Raw genomic sequence first — 21,383 nt, 5'->3', positions numbered from 1 at the left:
ACGGCGCGGGGACCGTGCCCGTTCACTGCGCGGCGGCGAGGACGAGAGACGCGATGGCCAGCGCCAGGAAGACCCCGGGAAAGGCGATGTTGGGAAAGAACACGCGGGCCTGGACGTGGAGGGCGACCGCGCCGGTGAAGAACAGCACCAGCCCGACCGCCGCGGCGACGCCGATGACCCGGACGCCGAGGAGCCCGAGCAGCAGCCCGGCCGCCGCGGCCGCCTTCAGCGCGGCCAGCAGCGGAATCCACGAGTGGGAGACGCCCACCGCATCGGAGTTGGCCAGGACGACCTTGGCCCTGGCAAAGTCGGCGATGGCGGCCCAGGCGTTGAGCACGATCGTGATGGCGGTGACGACGACGTAGGCGATGACCATGCGTACGGCTCCGTTCAGCGGAAAGCGGTCGAGGGGTCGAGGCGGCGGCCGGCCGCCGCCTCGGTAAGCTGGACGGGTCAGGGCCGTACGAATGTGACAGTTCGGCCGTGTGACGAAGCCCACTCGGCGGCTCCGAGCCGGCGCACGCGCTCCCGGACCGGCCCCGCGCAGTGGCCCCGGCTCCTGTCAGGAGCCGCCGCGCCGGGCCTTCATCGCGGTGTCGAGCGCGTCGTCGTAGGGGCTGCGTCCGGTCGGCATGGCCTCCAACAGGGCTTGGGTGCGCTGGGCGAGCGCGTCGGCGGCCAGCCGGTCGGTCGGGATGTAGAGGCGGTCCTCGCGGACGCCGTCGACGACCATCTCGCCGACCGTGTCGATGTCGCGACCGTACCTGGCCAGCGCGGCATCGCCCGTGCCGGCCAGTTCGGCCAGGCGCTCGCGGTCGGCTGCGGGGATGGCGGTCTCGGGCGCCGTCTTGAGGCTGTTGGCGGCCACGCGGGTGGCGACCAGGCCCGGGATGAGCACGCTCGCCCCGACCTGGTGGCCTTCGTCCCGCAAGCCGCGGCGCAGCGCCTCGGTCAGCCCGACGACCGCGAACTTGGAGGCGTGGTAGGTGTAGCCGGAACTGCGCTCGGGAAAGACCACGAGGCCGGCGGCGGAGGCGGTGTTGACGATGTGGGCGAGGCCGCCGTGCCCGAGCATGCGGGGCAGGAAGGTGGTCACGCCGTTGTTCACGCCGTCGAGGTTCACGCCGACCACGTAGTCCCACACCTCGTACGTGACCTCTTTCGCGATCGTCTGGAACGCGCCGACGTTGACTCCCGCGTTGTTGACCAGCAGCGTGACCGGGCCGAGGCGGCGTTCGGCCGCGTCGGCGACCGCGGCGAAGGCGGTGCGGTCGCGTACGTCCAGCTCGAAGGGCTCCACGCGGGTGAGCGTGGCCAGTTCCGCCGTCGCGTCGGCGAGCCCCCGCGGGTCGATGTCGGCGAGGGCGAGCCGGACGCCCCGACGGGCGAGAGCCCGTGCGATGCCCAGGCCGATGCCCTGCGAACCGCCCGTGACGAACGCCGTGGTGCCACGCAGAATTTCCATAGCTCCTCCAAAGTCAGAGTCTCTCTGACTTTTGACTGTATCTGAATTCAGAGGGAGTCCGGTAGGCTGGCCGGCATGGACACCTCTCTCGGGCTGCGCGAGCGCAAGAAGCTGCGGACCAGACGCACGTTGATCGAGACGGGGCTGCGGCTCTTCGCCGAGAACGGCTACGACGCGACCACGGTCGCCGACATCTGCGCCGCCGCGGAGCTGTCGCCCGCGACGTTCTTCGCGTACTTCCCCGCCAAGGAAGACCTGGTCTTCGCCGACCAGCCCGAACGAGTCGCGGCGATGCGCGAGATCATCGCCGCTCGCCGGCCCGGCGAGCCGCTGCGCGAGGTGCTCATGCGCGGCATGGACCGGCTCGCGGTCTCCGAGCAGTGGAGCATCCCCCCGGACGACGAGCTGGTCGCGATCCGGGCCCGGCTCATCGCCACCGAGCCCGCGCTGCGCGCGGTCGCGCTCCGGCGGCTGTTCGACGTTCAGCGGGAGTGGGCCGACGCGCTGGCCGAGGCGTTCCCCGACGAGCTCGACGAACTGGGCGCGCACGCCGTCATCGGGTCCGTGGTCGGCGCGGTGATCGGCGTCGCCCTGGCCAACCTCCGGCGCGGCGACGCCGCGCTCCCCATGCCCGAGGCCGTCACCCGAGCCGCCGAGGCGGCGATGGCCGGCCTGCCGCCCGCCGTCCGGTAGCTCCCGGCCTTCGGTCTGCTGACGATCGCCCCGCTTTGCCGGAAGACTGAACCGATGATTAGTATGCTGAACATGAGTTCAGGAGACGACCTCCACGCCGACGACCTCACCGCCCAGGCCCGGATCCGCAACGCCGCCATCGCCCACTTCGCCCGCGACGGCTTCAGGAAGGCGAACGTGCGGGCCATCGCGGCGGCGGCCGGGGTCAGCGTCGGCCTGGTCTTCCACCACTTCGGCAGCAAGGAGGGGCTGCGAAGCGCCTGCGACGACCACGTCCTGCGCGTCCTGGTCCGCCGGACCCGCGACGCACGACCCGGCACGGCGCGGAACCTGCTGGGGGAATTCCTGTCCGACCCCGAGGAATACCGGCTGCACGTGCGCTACATGGTCCGCGCGGTCGAGGAAGACTCAGCCGCCGCCGACACGTTCGCGAGAACCCTGGTGGACGAGGCGGAGGCGCTCTTCAGCGCCGGGATCGCCGATGGCACCGTGCGCCCGTCGTCCGACGTGCGGGCGCTGGCCGTGCTCAACGTCCTGATCAGCCTCTCCATGCTGACGATGGCACGGCCCCTGGCGCGGGCGCTCGGCTACGAGGAGTTCGGCCCGGAAGTGCTCCACCGCATGACGCGGCCCACGCTCGAACTGTTCACCCGCGGCCTCTACACCGACGACACCCTGCTCGACGGCGCCCAAGCCGCCTGGGACGCCGTACGACAGCCGAAGCACGAGTGAGCCGCGCCGCCGCGGTACCAGCCCCCGGCGGCGGAAACGCCGAACACCAGAGGAGAACGCAGAGATGAGCACCCTTGGCCTGATCCGCGATGCCCGTAAGGCGCTCCGGCAGGGCCCCGAGGCGATCGCCGCCCGCCGCCGCGCCCGCTTCGCCGAACTGGTCCGCCACGCCCGCGCGCATTCGCCCTACTACCAGCAGCTCTACCGACATCTGCCCAACCACGTCGACGACCCGCACGCGCTGCCGGTCACCGACAAGGAGAAGCTGATGGAGCGGTTCGACGACTGGGCCACCGACCGCGAGATCACGCTGGCCAAGGCGGACGCCTTCGTCAACGACCCGAGCTTGGCCGGCGACCGCTTCCTCGGCAAATACCTGCTGACCACGACCTCGGGCACGACCGGCCGCCGCGGCATCTACGTGCTCGACGCCGACTGCATGAACATCGCGATCGCGTTGACGCTGCGGGCCTTGAGCCCGGCGTTCACGCCGCGGGTCCTGCTCCGCATACTCGCGACGGGCGGCCGGACGGCCAAGATCGTCGCGACCGGCGGGCACTTCGGCGCGTACGCGATCGAGATGCGACAGGTCAAGACCCACCCGCGCCGTTCCAGGACCGCCCGGGTGATGTCGGTGCACACCCCCCTGCCCGACCTGGTGGCCGAGCTCAACGACCTGCGGCCCGCGGTGCTGGAGAGCTACGCCAGCGTCGCCGCCCTGCTCACCCGCGAGCAGGAGGCCGGCCGGCTGCGCATCAAACCGGCCATCGTCACGGTAGGCGCCGAAGGACTGGCCGCCGCCGACTACCCGCGGATAGCCGGCGCCTTCGGCGCCAAACTGGTCAACTACTACGGCAGCAACGAAGCCCCCTGCTTCGCCTACAGCTGCGCCGAAGACTGGCTGCACGTGCACAGCGACTGGGTCGTGTTCGAACCCGTCGACGCCGAGCACCGGCCGACCCCGCCCGGGGAGCTCTCGCACACCGTTCTGGTGACCACCCTCTACAAACGAGTACAGCCGATCATCCGCTACGACCTCGGCGACAGGGTGCTGCGACGCCCCGATCCGTGCCCCTGCGGGAACCCGCTGCCGGCGATCCGCGTCCAGGGTCGCGCCGCCGACGTGCTGACCTTCCCGTCCGAGCACGGCGACGCCGTCCGGATCACGCCCCTGGCGTTGGAGACGGCCGCCGAGAGGGTGCGCGGCGTGGCGTTGTTCCAGATCGTGCAGGAGACGCCCACGAGCCTGCGAGTCCGCCTGCGAGCCGCGGACGGGATGGACGCCGAGCACGTCTGGCTCGACCTGCGACGCCGCCTGACCGAGCTGCTGGCCGACAACAAGCTCGCCCACGTGACCGTGGAACGGGACGCCGAGGGGCCGCGGCAGTCCGCCGGCGGCAAGATCCGTTCCATCGTCCCCCTGCCGGACCAACGCCACGCCTGACCTCCAGCCCATCCGCCGGAGACCTTCCCATGGACGAGGGCCGCTGACCGCGTCGGCGTAGCCGCATCGCCAACGCCACCTGGGCGGCCGATTCGCGCGGCCGCAAGGACCGGCACGGGTTACTCCTTGCCATGGGAGGGGACGATGTCGAGGTCGCGCATACGCCGGACCGCCCACTCTCCCAGGGCGGCGAGCGGCGCGTAGAGCGCGACGCCTTCGTCTGTCAGCTCGTATTTGACTCGGGGCGGTGTCTCATCGAACACGGTCCGCCGGACGATCCCGTCCGCCTCGAGTTCGCGTAGCTGCTGGGCGAGCACCTTCTCGCTGACGCCGGGGAGGCTGCGGCGCAGTTCGCCGAATCGACGGAGCCGATCGTTCAACGCCCAGAGGGTCAGCGCTTTCCACTTGCCCCCGATGACGTCCATCGCGGCGTCGAGGGCACAGATGTAGGGCGGGTTGCGCACCCACCTGATGATAGGCGGGACGCCCCCGGCCGACCTCGGCCCCGCTCGTGGAGGCCCTGGCGCGGGCTCAGCCGGCGGTCACGGCGATGCCCTGGCGCGGGCTCAGCCGGCGGGGACGGCGCGCCGCATCTTGAGCTACGACGTCACGACAGCGGACGGCACCATCATCCGCAACGGGCGCCTGGAGTTTCCGCGCGCCGAGCATTGCCGCATCGACGGCGACTCGATCCATTTCCTGACGCCCGACTCTGACGAAGTGGCGTTCACCTGGACGCTGCTGTGCGACGACATAGCCAAGGCCACACAGGAGGAACCGTGACGGACCTGCCCATCCCTCGGTCAAGCCGACCCCGGCTGACCTGATCCGAGACTCAGCCGCATACATGCGCGCCCGCTGGCGGGTACCCGGTGACCTCGCTGGTTCTGCGACGACTTCGGCGTCTGCCCGGTCACGACGATTGCCCTGGTCGGGCAACGTGTTCGTGCGCCGTATGCCGCTTGGCCGCGATCCGATCGTCCGCGACGCCCTCGCATCGCTCGTCACCTTGGCCGGCATTCGACATGGCCGCCGACGAGCACCGCGACCGCATGGAGCCAGCGCTTCTACTGCAACCGGTGCGGCACCGCCTGCTGACCGGCCGGGCTGCTAGCCAGCCCCAATCTGCGCCACACCGCCACGGAGGTTTGCGGCCGCCGCTGGCCCTAAGCCCTCGCCTGACGTATGGCCCAACGCCGGCACCTCGACAGCGTGTCCGTCCGAGGCAGTCCGAACGTTCTCTCGCGCTGCGCTTCTCACGGGCCGGACGGCCTGACACAACCCCTCGAAAGGCTGACGATGACCGACTCCTACGTGCTACGGCTGCCCGCAGTCGCCATCCGGCAAGGCATCCGCACTCTTTACCACTTCGGCGTCGACGGCAAACTGCTGCCGGAGTTCGCCACCGTCTCCCGCATCCGCCGCGACGACGACGGCAACCTGCTCGGCTACCAGCGGCCTGAGACGTACAACCACATTCAGGGCATCCGCCGCTACCTGGAGTCCCCGGACGCCCTGATGCCCAACTCGATCACGCTCGCGTTCAACGACCAGGTGACCTTCGAGCCGAGCGACGCCTCAGCGATCGTCGACTACGCCACGCTCGGTGTGCTGTGCATCCCCATTGACCCTGGGCTCGACAGCGCCGACAAGCCAGCCTGGATCGTGGACGGCCAACAGCGTAGCGCCGCTATTCGCGGCGCCAACCTGGACCAGTGGCCGATCGCCGCCGTCGGGTTCATCGCGGACCGCGACGAGCAGCGCGCCCAGTTCATCCTCGTCAACAACACTTTCGAGCACGCCATCCGCACCGCCACCGAAGCTGACGGCCGGATCAGGACACCGCTGTCCTCCGCATGGTCGAGGCCAGCCTGTACAACGGCGCGCTCTACCAATACCGGAACCCAGACGACGGCGCCGTCAACGTCGACCAGGCCGTCACCCACCTGCTCACCTTCTGGGATCTCGTGGCCAAACGATGGCCCACCGCATGGAAGCTCGAACCACGCCTGTCTCGCCTCACCCACGGAGCCGGTATTCACTCCCTTGGCGTCCTGATGGACGACCTCACCACCGACCGGCTGGACACCGACACCATCTGGGCCGCACTGGACCGCATAGGTGATCAGGCCGCTTGGACGTTCGCCGACGGCACCTGGAAGCTCCGCACCGGTGAGATCCGCCGCTGGAACGATTTCCAAAACGTCGGCGCTCACGCCCGCCTCCTGTCCGACCACCTGCGCTACCTCGCCGGGATTCCTCAACCGACATGCCGACCCGTTCCACACACAACATCTGAAGGCAGGACACCAAGGAGGATACGCCGTGGACCAGGTCGAGACCGCAGCCAGCGCCGCCGGCTTCGACGTCGACGCCAAGGAAAAGGATCGAAAGGCCTTCTTGACGCTCACCGGCCGCGGCAAGGTCATCTGTGTGCACTACATCGTGCGCAACCTCGCTACCGGATACCGCCGATACGGCCTCATGGCGGCGGCCAGAGCGATCTACCGCACGATAAGCCGCGTTCCGCGGTATCCCGCTCCACCAGCCAATCGCCGCGCTAACAGCATGCAGCGCCCGCTGCCTTCCACCAGGCCTCGACCCGTAAGACCGCACCGTGACATAGGAGACATGACGCTCATGACCTCTGAGCCTCCCGAGCCCGTAGGGCTGATCATCTAATACAGCCGGGTCTGTCTAGAAAACGGCTCTGTCGCAGATTCGGTGGTGACGGAAGGTATTAGAGCGTCACGCTGAGTTGTGAACGACTGTGACGAGCTTGTGAGGGTGGTGTTCTCGGGGCTATCGCCGCTCCTCGTTGAGGACGTAACGGACGAGGGTGAGCAGATTCGGATCTGTGCCCGAACTCCGGGCGGCGGTCGCTTGTCCGGGCTGCGGGGTCGAGACGGCGCGTGTGCACGGCTATCACCAGCGACGCGTGGCCGACGTTCCGATCGACGGACGCCGGGTGCTGATGATGGTGCGTATCCGCCGCCTGGTCTGTCCGACGCACGGCTGTCGGCAGACCTTCCGGGAACAGGTGCCTGGGGTGCTGGAACGCTACCAGCGCCGCACGTCGCGTCTGGGTGCGCAGATCGGCGCGGTGGTGCGTGAACTGGCCGGCCGCGCCGGTACACGGGTGTTAGCCGCACTGCCCGTGCGCTTATCGCGGCACACCGCGCTGCGCCTGCTGCTGCGTCTGCCGCTGCCACCGATGCGGGTGCCCCGCGTGCTGGGTGTGGACGACTTCGCGCTGCGCCGGCGTCACCGCTACGCCACCGTGCTCATCGACGCCGAGACCCGCCGGCACATCGACGTGCTGCCCGGCCGTACTGCCGATGTCTTGGAGGGCTGGCTGCGTGCCCATCCCGGGGTGCAGGTGGTCTGCCGGGACGGCTCGGGCGCCTATGCCGAAGCGATCCGCCGGGCTCTACCCGACGCCGTCCAGGTCGGTGATCGCTGGCACTTGTGGCACATCTTCGGCGAGGCCGTGCTGAAAGAAGTGGCCGGACACAGTGCCTGCTGGGCCAAGGCCGGTCCCCCGATCAAGGACGGCAAGCGTGCGCAGACCACCCGCGAGCGCTGGCACCAGGTCCACGAGCTGCTCGGCAAGGGCGTCGGCCTGCTGGAATGCGCTCGCCGGTTGAACCTGGGCCTCAACACCGTCAAACGCTACGCCCGCGTGCCTGAACCCGAACGCCTGCAACGCGCCCCTCTCTACCGGCCCACCCTCGTCGATCCCTACCGGGACCACCTCAAACGCCGCCGGGCCGAGGACCCCGCCGTCCCCGTCCTGCACCTGTACAACGAGATCAAAGCCCTCGGCTACCCAGGCAGCCCGATGTGGCGGGCACGTTCGAGCCCCAGCTGGTGCGCAAGCGGCAGCGCCGGCTGTCCGGGGTGGATGAGATGGTGCTGTCCCTGTCGGCCAAGGGCCTCACCGTGTACCCGGTCCTGTTCGTGGACGCGATCAACGTGAAGATCAGGGACGGTCACGTCGCCAACCGGCCCATCTACCTGGTCATGGCGGTCACTGTCGAAGGTCACCGCGACATTCTCGGGATCTGGGCCGGCGATGGTGGCGAGGGCGCCAAGCACTGGCTGGCGGTGCTGACCGAGCTGAAGAACCGCGGCGTGGACGATGTCCTCATGCTGGTTTGCGACGGGCTCAAGGGCCTGCCGCAGGCGGTGGAGGCGGTCTGGCCCCGCACCATCGTCCAGACGTGTGTGATCCACCTGCTGCGCAACTCGTTCCGGTACGCCGCCCGCCAGGACTGGGACAAGATCGCACGTGCGCTCAAGCCCGTCTACACCGCCCCGACCGAGGAGGCGGCGCTGGAGCGCTTCTACGAGTTCTCCGAGACCTGGGGGCGCAAGTACCCGGCGATCGTGCGGCTGTGGGAGACCAACTGGGCCGAGTTCGTGCCCTTCCTGGCCTTCGACGTCGAGATCCGCAAGGTCATCTGCTCCACCAACGCCATCGAAAGCGTCAACGCCCGCATCCGCAAGGCGGTCCGCGCCCGCGGCCACTTCCCGAACGAGACCGCCGCTCTGAAGTGTGTCTTCATGGCGCTGATGAGCCTGGATCCGACCGGCTAGGGCCGCAAGCGATGGACCATGCGCTGGAAGGCACCCTTGAACGCCTTCCAGATCGCCTTCGAAGGCCGCCTCACCCTGCCAACCTCTGACCACTTCAACAACCAAGATCAGCCGTTAAGTTGACACTCCCCCTTCTTGCAACAGCCTTTAGAAAACGGTGTAACTCGATCTTGATTAGTTATCGGGTGGTCAGGGTCAGGCGGCCTTCGAAGGTGACGGCGAAGCGTTCGGGGCGGCCTTCCAACGAGTGACCCAGCGTTTGCGGCCTTTGTCGGTCGGTTCCAAACTCGCGATCGCCATGTAGTCACACTTGAGCGCGGCCTGCTCGTTCGGGAAGTGGCCGCGGGCCTTGACCGCCTGGGATTCGCGCGTTCACGGACTCGATCGCGTTGGTCCAGCAGATCACCCGGCGGATCTCAGCGTCGAAGTTGAGGAACGACACGAACTTCTTGGCCTTGATGTCCTTGGGCTGCTCACGCGCCACACCGGGTCCTCCAGGTAGATCTCCATCGATGCCTGGACACAGTACATATCAGGGGGTTTTCCTTGATCAGGAGTTGCGCCAGTGACCGTACAGGCCCGTGGCGTGGACTTGCCGGTCGGTTGCGTCCGAGTGGTCGGTACCTGTAGGTGCGACTGGCTGACCAGGCTCGGCCCCTGGGTGATCTTTTTCTCGAATGGCGCGGTCGTCCGCCTGCCCGAGTTCCGCAGAAGATGCGCTGTTCGCGCATGTCATCCCAATACTTCAAAGCCTGCTCTTCGGGGAGGTAAGTGGCGGTGATACGCCGTTCCCCGCTCAATCCGGTTAAGGGGCTTCAATGGACTTTCATCGCGTTTTCAACCCTCTATGGCACTGTTGCACCGGCGAAGTCGCGCCTTGCCCTGAGGGGCGCTATGCGAGATGAGGTTGATAGCTGTGGGGCGGACGCTGATGGCGTTATGTCTTGCGTGGGCTGCTTTGGCAGGATTGCCCGCGCAAGCGTCGGTGACAGATTCGGTCGCTTCGACGCCGGAGGAGGCGCAAGCGGCGGCCCGGCAGACGGGTGTCAGGACTGAGGTCCTCTCCCAACGGGGGGAGAGCAGAGAAGTGTTCGCCAACCCGGACGGCAGTTTCACGGCGGTGGAGCATCTGCGGCCGGTACGGGTGCGGCAGGACGGCGGTTGGGTGGCGCCGGATCTGACGATGGTGCGGCGGGCTGACGGTACGGTAGGTCCGCGGGCTGCGGGGGTCGGCCTGGCCGTGTCCAGTGGCGGGAACGCTCCGCTGGCGCGGATGTCGTATGCAGGCCGGTCGATGGCTTTGACCTGGCCAGGGCAGCTGCCGCAGCCCCAGCTGCGTGCAGACTCGGCCATCTACCCGGAGGTGATGCCGGGTGTTGACCTGGTCGTTCGCGCCGATGTGGATGGTTTCGCGCACACACTGGTGGTGAAGAACCGGGCAGCGGCGGATAACCCGACGCTGGCCAGGCTCACGTTCGGGTTGCGCGCGGAGGGACTTGAGGTCCGCAGGAACGATGATGGGAGGCTGACGGCGCAGGACCGCGCTGGAGGAGGAACCCTTTTCGAGGCGCCTGGCGCGATCATGTGGGATTCCGGTCGCGCCCGGGCCGCTCAAGATCTGACCACAGGCCCTGCCCCGGACTCGCGCGTGGCCGAGCTAGGCACTGCGGTCGACGGCGCTAGTTTGACTCTCACACCGGACCTGGCTCTGATCAACAACCCCCGCACTACGTTCCCGGTATACATCGATCCGGTGTGGAAGACAGTCAAGGCGTCGGCTTGGGCGTATGTGTCCCGGGCGCATCCGGGCGAGTCGTTCTACAAGTTCGGTGGAAGTTCCAGCTCCGGTATGGGCCTGTGTGAGGCGGATAGCAACTGTGAGCCCTCCGACGTCAAGCGAATCTTCTATCGCATGTCGACCAGTGCCTATGCGGGTAAGCACGTCATTTCCGCGACCTTCACGGCGAAGGAGACATGGTCGTACTCCTGCACGGCCAGGTCGGTGCAGTTGTGGCGGACCAAAGGGTTCACGGAAGCTTCGACCTGGAACTCCACCGCCGACAACTGGGTGGACCACTTGGACTCTCGTGACGTGGCCAAGGGCTGGTCGTCGAGTTGCCCCGCGGGGGATGTGGAGTTCAACGCCGTGGACGCGGTAAGGCAAGCCGCCGCAGGGAAGTGGTCCACCACCACGTTCGGTCTTAGGGCGGCGAGCGAGAGCGACCGGTACGGATGGAAGCGCTTTGCCGACGACGCGTGGCTGACGGTGTCGTACAACACTCCGCCGCCGCAGCCGAAGCAGTCGAACCTGACGATGAACCCCGGCGGCAAGTGTGTCGGCTCTTCCCCGCCTGCAGTTCGGGTCCCGCCGACCCTGTTCGCAGTGCTGCACGACCCGGACTCGGAGAGCGCCGCGAAGGTGAGCGCTGAGTTCCGGCTTGGCTGGGACGGTGAGGAGCAGTGGACCAAGACGGTGGGTCCGCGGACCACTGGCTCGACGTTCCAGCTCACGGTGCCGTCCACGATTCCGCAGAACAAGCAGATTTCCTGGTCGGTCCGTACGTGGGACGGTCACCAATGGAGCCCGTGGAGCTACGCCGGCGCCCAGACGGCCTGCTATTTCATCTATGACAAGCGGGTCCCGGCCGCTCCAGGGCTGTCTTCCACCGCCTACCCCGAGTCGGATCCCGACAACCCGGATGACCCATGGGTCGAGGGGGTCGGCAGATACGGGCGTTTCACCGCCGACTCCGCTTCGACCGATGTTGCCAAGTACTGGTTCGGCGTCAACGGCAACCCGAGTAAGGCCGTCGAACGCGAGCCGTCCACACCCGGCGGCCCGGTGACGCTGGAGGTCGCGCCGGATCACGCTGGGCTCAACTACCTCACAGTGCAGGCGTTCGACGCCGCGGGCAACGCCAGTGAGATCGGCCGGTACGCCTTCCGCGTCCAGGCAGGCGCGCCCGCCAAGGCGCAGTGGACGTTGGATGAGCCGGTGGACTCCCCACAGGTGGCGACTGTGAGCGGCGGTTTTCCGGCCACAGTGAACGAGGGCGTCACGCTGGGCGTGGACGGTGTCTCCAAGACGGCGATGCAACTCAACGGCAGCACCGGGTACGCTGCGACGGCCGCCGCCGTTGTGGACGCCACCAGAAGTTTCGCGGTCTCTGCCTGGGCCCGGCTACCGGAGGACAAACCGTTGCACTCCGGCATCGTTCTCACCCAGACGGGCATCACCCGCCCCTCGTTCGAGTTGCTCTACAGCCCCACTCATGACCGGTGGATCTTCACCCGCTTCACCGCAGACCGGACGGACGCGACGGTCACTCAGGCCATCGGCACCATGGCGCCGACAGGTGGTGAATGGGCGCACTTGGTGGGTGTGTACGACGCGGTCGCCAAACAGCTCAAGCTGTACGTCAACGGTGTTCTTCAAGATACCGTGCCCTTCACCACGCCCTGGCACACCACAGGCCGGCCAGTGCTTCTGGGGGCTGGGGCTTGGGACGGTACGGCGCGCTCATTCTTCCCCGGGGAGATCGACGACGTGCGGATTTTCGACCGGCTGCTGATGCCAGAAGAAGTTGGCGACCTGTCCACCCAGCATCCGGTGGTCAAGGCCCGCTGGAAGCTGAACGACTCGGCCGCCGCCGTACGCCAGAGCAGGGCATACTGGAAGCTGGACGAGGCGGCCGGGGCCAGTCGGGCCGAGGATGTCAACGGGGCGCATCCGGCAGCCGCGGTCGGCGCTGTTACCTTTGGCACCGCTGGCAAGGTCGGCCGCGCGGTACGCACCGACGGCACCAGAAGCCACCTCAGGACCGCCGGACCAGTAGTAGACACCAGTCGCAGCTTCACCATTTCGGCGTGGGCGAAGCTGCCTGCGGCCAAACCTGGGCACACCGCGGTCATCGCTACCCAAGCGGGCGGCCAGCGCAACGCTTTTGAGCTGTCCTACTCCGTCCCCTACGATCGCTGGGTCTTCGGCAGGTTCGCTGCCGACACCACGTCGGCGCAGGTTGTCCGCGCCCAGTCCAACAGCGTCCCGAAGCCGAACACGTGGACCCACCTGGCTGGTGTCTACAACGCCGCAAGCAGGCAGATCAAGCTGTATGTCAACGGCACGCTCAACCAGACCACGTCCTTCACCACCCCTTGGAACGCCAGCGGACCGCTATTCATCGGCGCAGGTGCGTGGGGCAGCGCTGCCCGTGGGTTCTTTCCCGGTGATATCGACGAGGTGCGGGCCTTTGACCAGGCCGTCACCGACTCGGAGATCGCCTCGCTGGCCACTGGCGCCCCACAGTCGGTTTCAGCCGATGATGCCTCTCTCGGCCAGCATGTCATCCTGCATGGCAACGCGCTGATCGATCAAGGCGCAGGTTGGGTAGGCGCCCCGCCTGGCGGGCTCGTGCTGGACGGCGACGGGGACTACGCCGCCACCAGTGGGCCGGCGCTGCGTACCGATGACAGCTTCACCGTCGCGGGGTGGGTGACCACGGCGGGTCGTCCGGCCAAACCTTCGGCAATTTTCAGCCAGGAAGGGGCTCTCAACAGCGCCTTCACACTACGCTACCGCCCAGACACCGCCGATCCGGCGGGTGCGGGGAAGTATCAGATCGAGATTCCCGACAAGGATGAGCCCGGCGCGGCTCGGCCGACGGCGGAGCATTCTGCCTTCCAATCCGGCTTCTCCTGGGATCATGTCGCGATTGTCTACGACGCATTCCAGGATGAGATGCGCCTGTACGTCAACGGCGAACTGGAGCAGACCGAGCAGAAGGTGTCCTGGCGCTTCAATATCACCGGCTTTAACGCCAGCAGGGCCTTTCATCTTGGCACGACAAAGAGCGAGGGCGTCTGGGGCGAGTACTGGCCGGGCGTGATCGACGACGTTTGGGCCTTCCAGGGCATTGTCCCCCAGGAACAGCTTCAGATGCTGGCTGCGGGGCTGGAACTGGAGACCGATGCGGGCTCCTGATAGCCGCCACGCCTGACCGAGAGGCCGCGGGAATTCCACACACCTGGGAACTCCCGCGGACTTCAACCTCGCCTGCCTGCGATCAGGTCGCTCACAGCTGCTCAGTCGATGAACGTCGTCCGGAAGGAAGTCAATGCACAAGTCAACGAATCCGATCGCGCGACGGGGCTTAGCCGTGTTCACGGCGCTGGCCGTCGCGGTCGGAGTGCTGGTGGCTCCACCGGCCAGCGCAGAACCCGAGGGCACCGACAGACCCGAAGTGAAGAGCATGGAGAAAGTGGTCCAGGGCCGCTCTCTGAACGTGACCCCACGCCGCGCCGATCCCGCCGAGACCAGCAAGAGCTGGCCCGAACCAGGTCCCGCCACAGTACGGGCCTCGGCACACGCTCGCGTCGAGATCATGACCGACACGCAAGCCGCCCGTGTCGGCGTCGAAGGCGTCCTGTTCGCCCTGACAACAGAGGGCAAAACCGAGATCGAAGTCGACTACAGCAAGCTCGCCACCGCCTACGGTGGCTCGTTCGGCAGCCGGTTGCGCCTGGTCAAGCTGCCGACTTGCGCCATCGGCACGCCCGACGAGCTCGCCTGCCGCGCGGCTACCCCGGTGCCGGCCCGAAACGACACCGAGCGCGGGACTCTCACCGCCGAGCTGCCCGCGGCCGCGGTGGCAGAGCCGGGCGCGACGATCCTAGCCGCCGTAGCGGGTGAATCCAGCGACAAGGGCGACTATGCGGCCAGCAAATTGTCACCCTCAGCAACCTGGGACGTCTCCTTGCAGAGCGGCGCCTTCACCTGGAACTACCCTATGAGGGTGCCGCAGGTGCCTGGCTCCCTGGAACCCAAGGTAGGGCTCTCGTACTCCTCCAGCTCCGTGGACGGGCGTACCTCTAACACCAACAATCAGCCGTCCTGGGTTGGCGAGGGCTTCGACTTTTGGCCCGGTTCCATCAATCGCTCTTACAAGCCCTGCTCGGACGACGGCGCCCCCAAAGACGAGTATGGCACCCCGCCCGGGGACCACTGCTGGGCCTACGACAACGCCACCATCAGCTGGAACGGGCGAGGTGGTGAGCTGGTCCAGGCCGGCGACGGCACGTGGCGGATCAAAAACGACGACGGCACCCGCGTAGAGCGGCTGAGGGACACCGCCAAGGCCAACGGCGACAACGATGGCGAATACTGGAAAGTGACCGACACCTCGGGCGTGCAGTTCTTCTTCGGCCTCAACCGGCTGCCCGGCTGGGCCAGCGGCAAGCCCGAGACCAGGTCTGTCTGGACGCAGCCGGTGTTCGGGGACGACTCCGGCGAGCCCTGTCACGGCTCCTCGTTCGCCTCCTCATGGTGCCAACAGGGCTACCAGTGGAACCTCGACTACGTGGTGGACCCTCGTGGGAACGCCGTCACCTATTTCTACACCCAGGAGAGCAACCATTACGGGCGTAACCTCAAGCCCGCCGACGAAACCCCCTATGTCAGGGGCGGCTGGCTGAACCGGATCGAGTACGGCCAGCGGTCCAACACTCTGTTCACCACCAAGGCCCCGGCCAAGGTGCTCTTCGGCGTCTCCGAACGCTGCGTGCCCACCGACGACTTCGACTGCGCCCCCGACAAGATTGATAGCGCCCCGAACAGGTGGCCGGACGTACCATACGATCTGAACTGCGCGGAGGGCACCGAGTGCAAAGGAACAAAGGGCACCGTTGCGCCCAGCTTCTGGTCCCGTAAGCGGCTCACCAAAGTTACCACACAGGTGATCAAGGCCGATGGTAACTACCGGGACGTCGAGTCCTGGGCGATCGACCATCTATGGGGGCAGGCTGACATCGACCAGGCCCTCCTGGTCAAGTCGATCAAGCACTCCGGGCTGGCGGCCACCCCAGCGGTCACTCTGCCATCAGTGACATTCAACCATGTACAGTTGCCGAACCGGCTGGACAGGGAGGGCGACGACATCGCCCCGTTCGTCAAGTACCGCATCGGCGCCATCTACGATGAGTCCGGTGGCCAGATCGAAGTCGGCTACTCAGGGGCCGACTGCACGCTTACTGGCCTGCCCACCCCCGAGACGAACACCCGTCGCTGCTTTCCTGTCAAATGGACCCCAGCGGGGCACGCGGACCCGATCACCGACTGGTTTCACAAGTACGTCGTCACCCAGATGGTCCGCCTCGACCGCACCGGCCGGGCACCGGACCAAGTCAGCTCGTACGAGTACCTCGGGGGCGCGGCCTGGCACTTCGACGACGACGACGGACTCACCAAGGAGAAGTACAAGACCTGGTCACAGTGGCGTGGCTACGGGCACGTACGGGTGCGGACCGGCGGACAAGGAAGCCCGCTCTCTCAGACGGACCATCACTACCTTCGCGGCATGGATGGGGACAGGCTCAACCCCGCTGGCGGCGAGAAACGGGTTACCGTCTCCGACGGGGAAGGCGGCAGCCACGTAGACCACGACGCCCTGGCGGGGTTCGAGCTCAAAACGGTGGAGTTCGACCAGGCTGGAGGCACGGCCGAGGAGAAGGTTGTCAAGACCCCGTGGCGGCATCAAACGGCCAGCCGTACGCGGAGCTGGGGCACGGTCACCGCCAACATGGTCGATGTCGGGCAGACCCGGACCTTGACACTGGTCGAGGGCGGCTCCTGGCGCCAGACGAAGCTCGTTAACACGTACGAGACCACCGCTGGTCTCAAAACGCAAGTCGACGACCTTGGCGATGTCGCCATCGGCACCGACGACCTGTGTACCAGGACCACGTATGCCAAAAACGCTGCTGCGCATCTGCTGTCGCTGCCGTCCCGGGTGGAGACCGTTGCGGTGAGCTGCGCGACCACCCCCGACCGCAGCAGGCACGTCGTCAAGGACCAGCGCAGCTACTACGACGGCGGAGCACTCGGAGCCGTACCCTCCAAGGGGCTGATCACCAAGATCGAGGAGATCGCCGCCCACGACGGCACTACCGCGAGATACACGACGACCAGTACCACCACCTACGACTCCTATGGGCGCCAGTTGACCGTCACTGACGCCCTGGGTCAGGTCTCCACCACGGCCTACACCGACACCGCTGGGCTCACTAGCCAGGTCAAGAGGACCACCCCGCCCGCCGTGAAGGGCGACGTTACCACGGCTCATACCAGCACCGAGGTGTTCGACCCCGCGATCGGCATGGCCACCGTCAAAATCGACGCCGGTGGCAAGCGGACCGACCTCGCATACGATGCGCTTGGCAGGCTCATCAAAGTGTGGCTGCCGGACCGGTCCCAGCAGGCTGGCCAGACGCCCAGCTACGAGTTTGGCTATCACATCGCCGACGGCCGGATGGTCGCCGTCAGCACTAGGGAGTTGACCGCCGAGGGCGGCCAGACGGCGCCAACGTACGAGTTGTACGACGGATTTCTGCGGCTGCGCCAGACTCAGGAACCTGGGCCGGACGGCGGACGGCTGATCTCCGACAAGCTCTATGACTCACGCGGCAACGTCGCCCGCGAGTACGCCCAGTACTACGCCACGGGCACTCCTTCCACCACCCTCTTCGGCGCCTACGAGGGCAACGTCGAGACGCAGAAGGCCTTTGAGTACGACGGACGTGGCCGCAGAACTGTTGAGAAGCTCCTCGTGGGTAATGGCGACACCCAGGAGAAATGGCGCATCGTGACCACGTACGGCGGAGACCGAGTGTCGGTGGACCCACCCGCAGGCGACACCCCGGCCACCACGCTCACCGACGCCCGCGGCCGAGTCGTCGAGACGCGCAGCCACCACGGTGACGCGCCGACCGGCGCGTACGACAAGACCACCTACACCTACACACCCCGGGGCCAGCTCGCCACAGTCAAGGATCCGGCGGGCAACACCTGGACGCACACCTACGACCTGCGCGGCCGGGAGATCAGGAACGTCGACCCCGACAAGGGAACCACCGAGAACACCTACGACGACCTGGGCCGGCTCACCTCAGTGCGGGACGGTCGGGGCAGGACGGCGGCCTTCGTTTACGACGGTCTCGGCCGCAAGACCGAGACCCGCGAAGGCTCGGTGACCGGCCCGCTTCTCGCCTCCTGGACCTACGACACCGTGGTCAAGGGCATGCCGTCCGGCTCCAGCCGCTTCGTCAACGGCAACGCCTACGCCAGCACGATCAACGCCTACGACGACCTGAACCGTGCCATCCGTACCACCGTCACCATCCCCGTCAGCGAAGGCGGGCTGGCCGGCGATTACGTCTTCGATACCCGCTACAAGCTCGATGGCACCCTCCAGTCGACCGGCTACCCGGCGGCAGGAGGGCTGCCCGCCGAGGTGGTGGTGCACGGATACGACGCGTTGGAGCGGCCCACCACCACCTCCTCAAACCTCAGCACCTACGTGACGAGGTCGATTCACAGCTTCACCGGCAAGCCCGAGCAGTACGAGTTGTCCACCGGCGCCAAGAAGACTTGGTTGACGAACTTCTACGAGTACGGCACCCAGCGCCTCGCCTCCTCCCGGGTGGACCGCGAGGACGTGGCCGGAGTGGACCGCGCGGCCACCTACACCTACGATCCAGCGGGCAACATCACCCAGATCTCCGACATCTCCCGCTCTGGTACCGATACCCAGTGCTTCCGCTATGACTATCTACGCCGCCTGGAGGCGGCGTGGACTCAGGGCACAACGACCTGTGCCGCCGAGCCGGCCGACGCCGTGATCGGGGGCGTGGCACCGTACTGGCAATCCTTCTCCTACGACCTGACCGGCAACCGCACCCGGGAGGTCGAGCACGGCATCGGGGGCGCGGCTGACACTGTGCGCAACTACGCCTACCCGGCGGCCGGACAGTCCCACCCTCACGCGCTCATCTCGGTCACTCAGACCGGGGGGGCGGGGAACCGCACTGACGAGTTCGGCTACGACGACGTCGGGAACATGATCCGGCGCGCGATCGGCGACGCGGAGCAGACCCTGGAGTGGGACGTCGAGGGCCGACTCAGCAAGGTCACCCAGGGCACGTCGGTGACCTCGTTCCTCTATGACGCCGATGGAGAGCGGCTGATCCGCCGGGAGGCCACCGCGACCACGTTGTACCTGCCTGGCATGGAGCTCAAACTGAGCACCGCGTCGGGGACCGTGGCGGCCACCCGCTACTACGCGCACGGCGACGGTACCGTCGCGCTGCGCCGGGCGGACGGGGTGCGCTTTTTCGCCGGCGACCACCAGGGCACCAGCGAGATCGCGGTCGACGCGGCCACCCAGCGGCTCACCCAGCGCCGCTTCAGTCCCTTCGGGAAGGAACGCGGCGCCCTCTCTGGCACCTGGCCAGGGGAGAAGGGCTTCGTTGGTGGCACGCTCGACGCTTCGACGGGACTGACTCATCTCGGTGCCCGAGAGTACGACCCCGGCCTCGGCAGGTTCATCAGTGTCGACCCGGTAATTGATGTCAAGGACCCCCAGCAGATGAACGGGTACGCCTACTCCGGCAACAATCCGATCACCTACAGCGACCCCGACGGTGCCCTGAACATCTTGGGCGCGATCGCGGCGGCGATCAAGATAGCCAGCAGCGTCATGGGGATGATCCGCTCAAGTGGTGTGAGCAACGTAAACAGCGGGGGTGGCTCGGGTTACGGTGGTGGTGGTGGCGGCGGTGGCTCGTCTCCCGGGCCTACGTTCATACCCGGAAACCCTACCGTCGACCCGGTCAAGCTCGACGCGCTCACTTGGATCGGGATCGGCCTGAAAGTAGGCAATCAGGCTACCAAAATCATCCAGCAGGTCTCCGCAGTGCATCCCCATGCGGTATCCGCCATAAGCATGCTGCGGGGGCTCGGCGCGCCGGGGGTTGGGCCGTTCAAGAGTGGGTTCCTTCGCGGTATTGAGGCGACCTACTGGATGCAGAACCGTCTCAATCACTTCGGGACCAAGCATGCGGACAAGTTGACCAAGGCAGGGAAAGTCCTGAAGGTGATGAGCAGTTTGCTCACCTATGGCGACTATTTCGTCACCCAATGGAACCAGGACGACGGCCGCAGCCTCCCTGCCAGGCTGCATCGTGCACACCTGCGCGGTGCCGCTGCCATGGGCGGAGGCCTCGCAGGTGGCGCGCTAGGGGGAGCCGCATGCGCTGCCACGGGCGTCGGCATCGTCATCGCTGGTGGGTGCGCCATAGGCGGCAGCCTGATCGGCAGCGCGCTCGGCGGAATGGCCGGTGAGAAACTGGTTGCAGGGTCGGACAGAGTGATTAACTACGTCAAGCCGGGACTCCGGAACATCGGTTCGGGGACGCTGAACGTTCTCTCGGATGCCGGGTCCGGCGTGCGCAACGTGGGCTCCGGGCTGGCGAATGCCGGGGGATGGGTGGGCGACAGGGCGTCAGATTTCGGCTCTGGCGTGGTCGACACCGGATCCAACGTTATTGATGCGATGACCTTTTGGTGATCGCCAACTGGCTGTGCTGGGGCGGAGCCGGAGCCATCCGTCCCAGCGCAATCAGGAGTTCTAGCTGTTCAGGCGAGTGTTGAAGGCCTACTGGCTTGTAGTGGTTGAACTTACCGCCGGCGATGTTGTAGCGCGGAAGTGCCTCGACGTGCGGCGCGATCCTGGATCTGTGTGGTTACTGGCTCTGGCTTGTAATCGGTGGTGGCGCTGTGTGCGGTGCCGTCCACGATGTGCGGCCCATCTCCAGCGCCGCGACGAACGAGTACGGCCAGCCCGGATGAACTGCGAGGAGCTCTTGGTCCGGCCGTAGACGTGGCAGAACAGTCGTTCGGCCGAGCAGGCCGCGTCCGGGCACAGCCACGGAGACACATCCACCGCCAGCACGATCCGCCAGTCCGGCAGCGGCAGCCCGGCCAGCACGTCACGTAGTCGCTCCACGTTGATCCAGCCGTGGTTGAGCCCGCCGTACAAGGCGCCATGCCCGCGCCGGTACTCCGGCGACAAGGTTAAATCCACCGGCGAGTGCACCGGCCCCAGCTCACATAACAGCGCGTCTGCCAGCTCGAACAACGCATCGGACCACGACTTCAGGCAGGCGTAGACGTCGTTCCGGAACCGGGACAGCACCCTGGGGGACTCGCGACACAGGCGACATCGTTCAACAGGCTCACCCTCACGGCCTTGTAGTGATCAGCAGCGACTCGACACCGCACATGATCACTCAAGGCCGTCTTGCTGTCCGTGAAACGATCAAACGTAGCTCAGCACAACAATCCGGAGGACAAAAACAAGCTTAGAGCGTGATTCATTTGGCGGTCGCTCGTTAGATCGTTCGTGGATGCGTTCCTTCAGCGACTGGTGCCCGATGAGTTGGGGGAGCTGTCCGGCCGCGTGGTTCCACCGGCACCCACACGGCCGCAAGGGGGGCGGCCGACGGCGGGTCGACGATCGGACGATCTTGGCGGCGATCGTGTACGTGGCCACCACCGGATACGCCTGGCGGCAGTTGCCGCCGGTCTTCGGCGCCTCCTGGCAGACGGTGCACCGCCGC

General features: G+C 66.9%; 12 protein-coding genes and 4 pseudogenes. 11 read left to right on the top strand and 5 right to left on the bottom strand.

What is annotated here, in order from left to right; translation table 11 throughout:
- Positions 1-22: 22 nt before the first annotated feature.
- Together C1J01_RS04720 and C1J01_RS04715 are read right to left on the bottom strand one after the other, a co-directional pair.
- Positions 23-376, bottom strand: coding sequence for a DoxX family protein (locus C1J01_RS04720; RefSeq protein ID WP_111176344.1), 354 nt, complete (start codon positions 374-376; stop codon positions 23-25).
- A 186-nt stretch (positions 377-562) separates the two neighbouring features.
- On the bottom strand, positions 563-1,465 hold the full coding sequence (locus C1J01_RS04715) for an SDR family NAD(P)-dependent oxidoreductase (protein ID WP_111176342.1): 903 nt from the start codon (positions 1,463-1,465) through the stop codon (positions 563-565).
- Between the two features lie 75 nt (positions 1,466-1,540).
- Between C1J01_RS04715 and C1J01_RS04710 the strand changes: the two genes are divergently transcribed.
- From C1J01_RS04710 to C1J01_RS04700, 3 genes are all read left to right on the top strand, one after another.
- On the top strand, positions 1,541-2,158 hold the full coding sequence (locus C1J01_RS04710; RefSeq protein WP_111176340.1) for a TetR family transcriptional regulator: 618 nt from the start codon (positions 1,541-1,543) through the stop codon (positions 2,156-2,158).
- Positions 2,159-2,230: 72 nt separating this feature from the next.
- Positions 2,231-2,890, top strand: coding sequence for a TetR/AcrR family transcriptional regulator (locus C1J01_RS04705; RefSeq protein WP_111176487.1), 660 nt, complete (start codon positions 2,231-2,233; stop codon positions 2,888-2,890).
- A 64-nt stretch (positions 2,891-2,954) separates the two neighbouring features.
- Positions 2,955-4,334: a phenylacetate--CoA ligase family protein gene (locus C1J01_RS04700; protein WP_111176338.1), complete on the top strand. Its 1,380-nt coding sequence runs from the start codon at positions 2,955-2,957 to the stop codon at positions 4,332-4,334.
- Between the two features lie 119 nt (positions 4,335-4,453).
- On the opposite strand, the gene C1J01_RS04695 is transcribed toward C1J01_RS04700, so the two are convergent.
- Complete coding sequence (locus tag C1J01_RS04695) at positions 4,454-4,798, bottom strand: winged helix-turn-helix transcriptional regulator (protein WP_438943090.1); 345 nt, start codon at positions 4,796-4,798, stop codon at positions 4,454-4,456.
- Between the two features lie 130 nt (positions 4,799-4,928).
- On the opposite strand from C1J01_RS04695, the gene C1J01_RS48985 reads away from it, so the two are divergent.
- The 5 genes and pseudogenes from C1J01_RS48985 to C1J01_RS04675 all read left to right on the top strand — a co-directional run.
- Positions 4,929-5,117 carry a hypothetical protein gene (locus C1J01_RS48985; protein ID WP_146615469.1) on the top strand — a complete coding sequence of 63 codons (189 nt, stop codon included), beginning with the start codon at positions 4,929-4,931 and terminating at the stop codon, positions 5,115-5,117.
- A gap of 516 nt (positions 5,118-5,633) precedes the next feature.
- Positions 5,634-6,392 carry a DGQHR domain-containing protein gene (locus C1J01_RS51100; protein WP_220039732.1) on the top strand — a complete coding sequence of 253 codons (759 nt, stop codon included), beginning with the start codon at positions 5,634-5,636 and terminating at the stop codon, positions 6,390-6,392.
- 267 nt (positions 6,393-6,659) lie between these two features.
- Positions 6,660-7,016 (top strand): hypothetical protein, encoded by a 357-nt coding sequence (locus C1J01_RS51095; RefSeq protein WP_220039731.1) that lies wholly within the window; start codon positions 6,660-6,662, stop codon positions 7,014-7,016.
- 78 nt (positions 7,017-7,094) lie between these two features.
- Positions 7,095-8,169 (top strand): annotated as a pseudogene (locus C1J01_RS04680) (ISL3 family transposase); the annotation flags it as partial.
- Positions 8,160-9,056, top strand: a pseudogene (locus tag C1J01_RS04675) (IS256 family transposase); the annotation flags it as partial. The pseudogenes C1J01_RS04680 and C1J01_RS04675, both read left to right, overlap by 10 nt.
- Positions 9,057-9,111: 55 nt before the next feature.
- Here the strand turns inward: C1J01_RS04675 and C1J01_RS51890 are convergent.
- Positions 9,112-9,369 (bottom strand): annotated as a pseudogene (locus tag C1J01_RS51890) (transposase); the annotation flags it as partial.
- Between the two features lie 651 nt (positions 9,370-10,020).
- On the opposite strand from C1J01_RS51890, the gene C1J01_RS04665 reads away from it, so the two are divergent.
- Together C1J01_RS04665 and C1J01_RS04660 are read left to right on the top strand one after the other, a co-directional pair.
- Positions 10,021-13,914: a LamG-like jellyroll fold domain-containing protein gene (locus C1J01_RS04665; protein ID WP_181448571.1), complete on the top strand. Its 3,894-nt coding sequence runs from the start codon at positions 10,021-10,023 to the stop codon at positions 13,912-13,914.
- Positions 13,915-14,089: 175 nt separating this feature from the next.
- The gene (locus tag C1J01_RS04660; RefSeq protein WP_181448570.1) at positions 14,090-20,332 is read left to right on the top strand and encodes an RHS repeat-associated core domain-containing protein; all 6,243 of its coding nucleotides are present in this window, start codon (positions 14,090-14,092) and stop codon (positions 20,330-20,332) included.
- A gap of 87 nt (positions 20,333-20,419) precedes the next feature.
- Here C1J01_RS04660 and C1J01_RS04655 read toward each other — a convergent pair whose 3' ends face one another.
- A complete protein-coding gene (locus C1J01_RS04655; RefSeq protein ID WP_220039728.1) occupies positions 20,420-20,959 on the bottom strand; it encodes a transposase in 540 nt (179 codons plus the stop codon).
- 207 nt (positions 20,960-21,166) lie between these two features.
- On the opposite strand from C1J01_RS04655, the pseudogene C1J01_RS04650 reads away from it, so the two are divergent.
- Positions 21,167-21,383 (top strand): annotated as a pseudogene (locus tag C1J01_RS04650) (transposase); the annotation flags it as partial.

Origin of the sequence: Nonomuraea aridisoli, from assembly GCF_003236395.1 — a bacterium.
Classification (GTDB): Bacteria; Actinomycetota; Actinomycetes; order Streptosporangiales; family Streptosporangiaceae; genus Nonomuraea; species Nonomuraea aridisoli.
Note: the sequence above shows the minus strand (reverse complement) of the source record. Positions and strands in the feature narration are given on the sequence as shown.

Excerpts from the sequence above, each read along its gene's own strand:
- C1J01_RS51100 (WP_220039732.1), top strand. The coding sequence starts at position 5,634 with ATGACCGACTCCTACGTGCTACGGCTGCCCGCAGTCGCCATCCGGCAA.
- C1J01_RS04720 (WP_111176344.1), bottom strand. The coding sequence starts at position 376 with ATGGTCATCGCCTACGTCGTCGTCACCGCCATCACGATCGTGCTCAAC.
- C1J01_RS04710 (WP_111176340.1), top strand. The coding sequence starts at position 1,541 with ATGGACACCTCTCTCGGGCTGCGCGAGCGCAAGAAGCTGCGGACCAGA.
- C1J01_RS04700 (WP_111176338.1), top strand. The coding sequence starts at position 2,955 with ATGAGCACCCTTGGCCTGATCCGCGATGCCCGTAAGGCGCTCCGGCAG.
- C1J01_RS04715 (WP_111176342.1), bottom strand. The coding sequence starts at position 1,465 with ATGGAAATTCTGCGTGGCACCACGGCGTTCGTCACGGGCGGTTCGCAG.
- C1J01_RS04705 (WP_111176487.1), top strand. The coding sequence starts at position 2,231 with ATGAGTTCAGGAGACGACCTCCACGCCGACGACCTCACCGCCCAGGCC.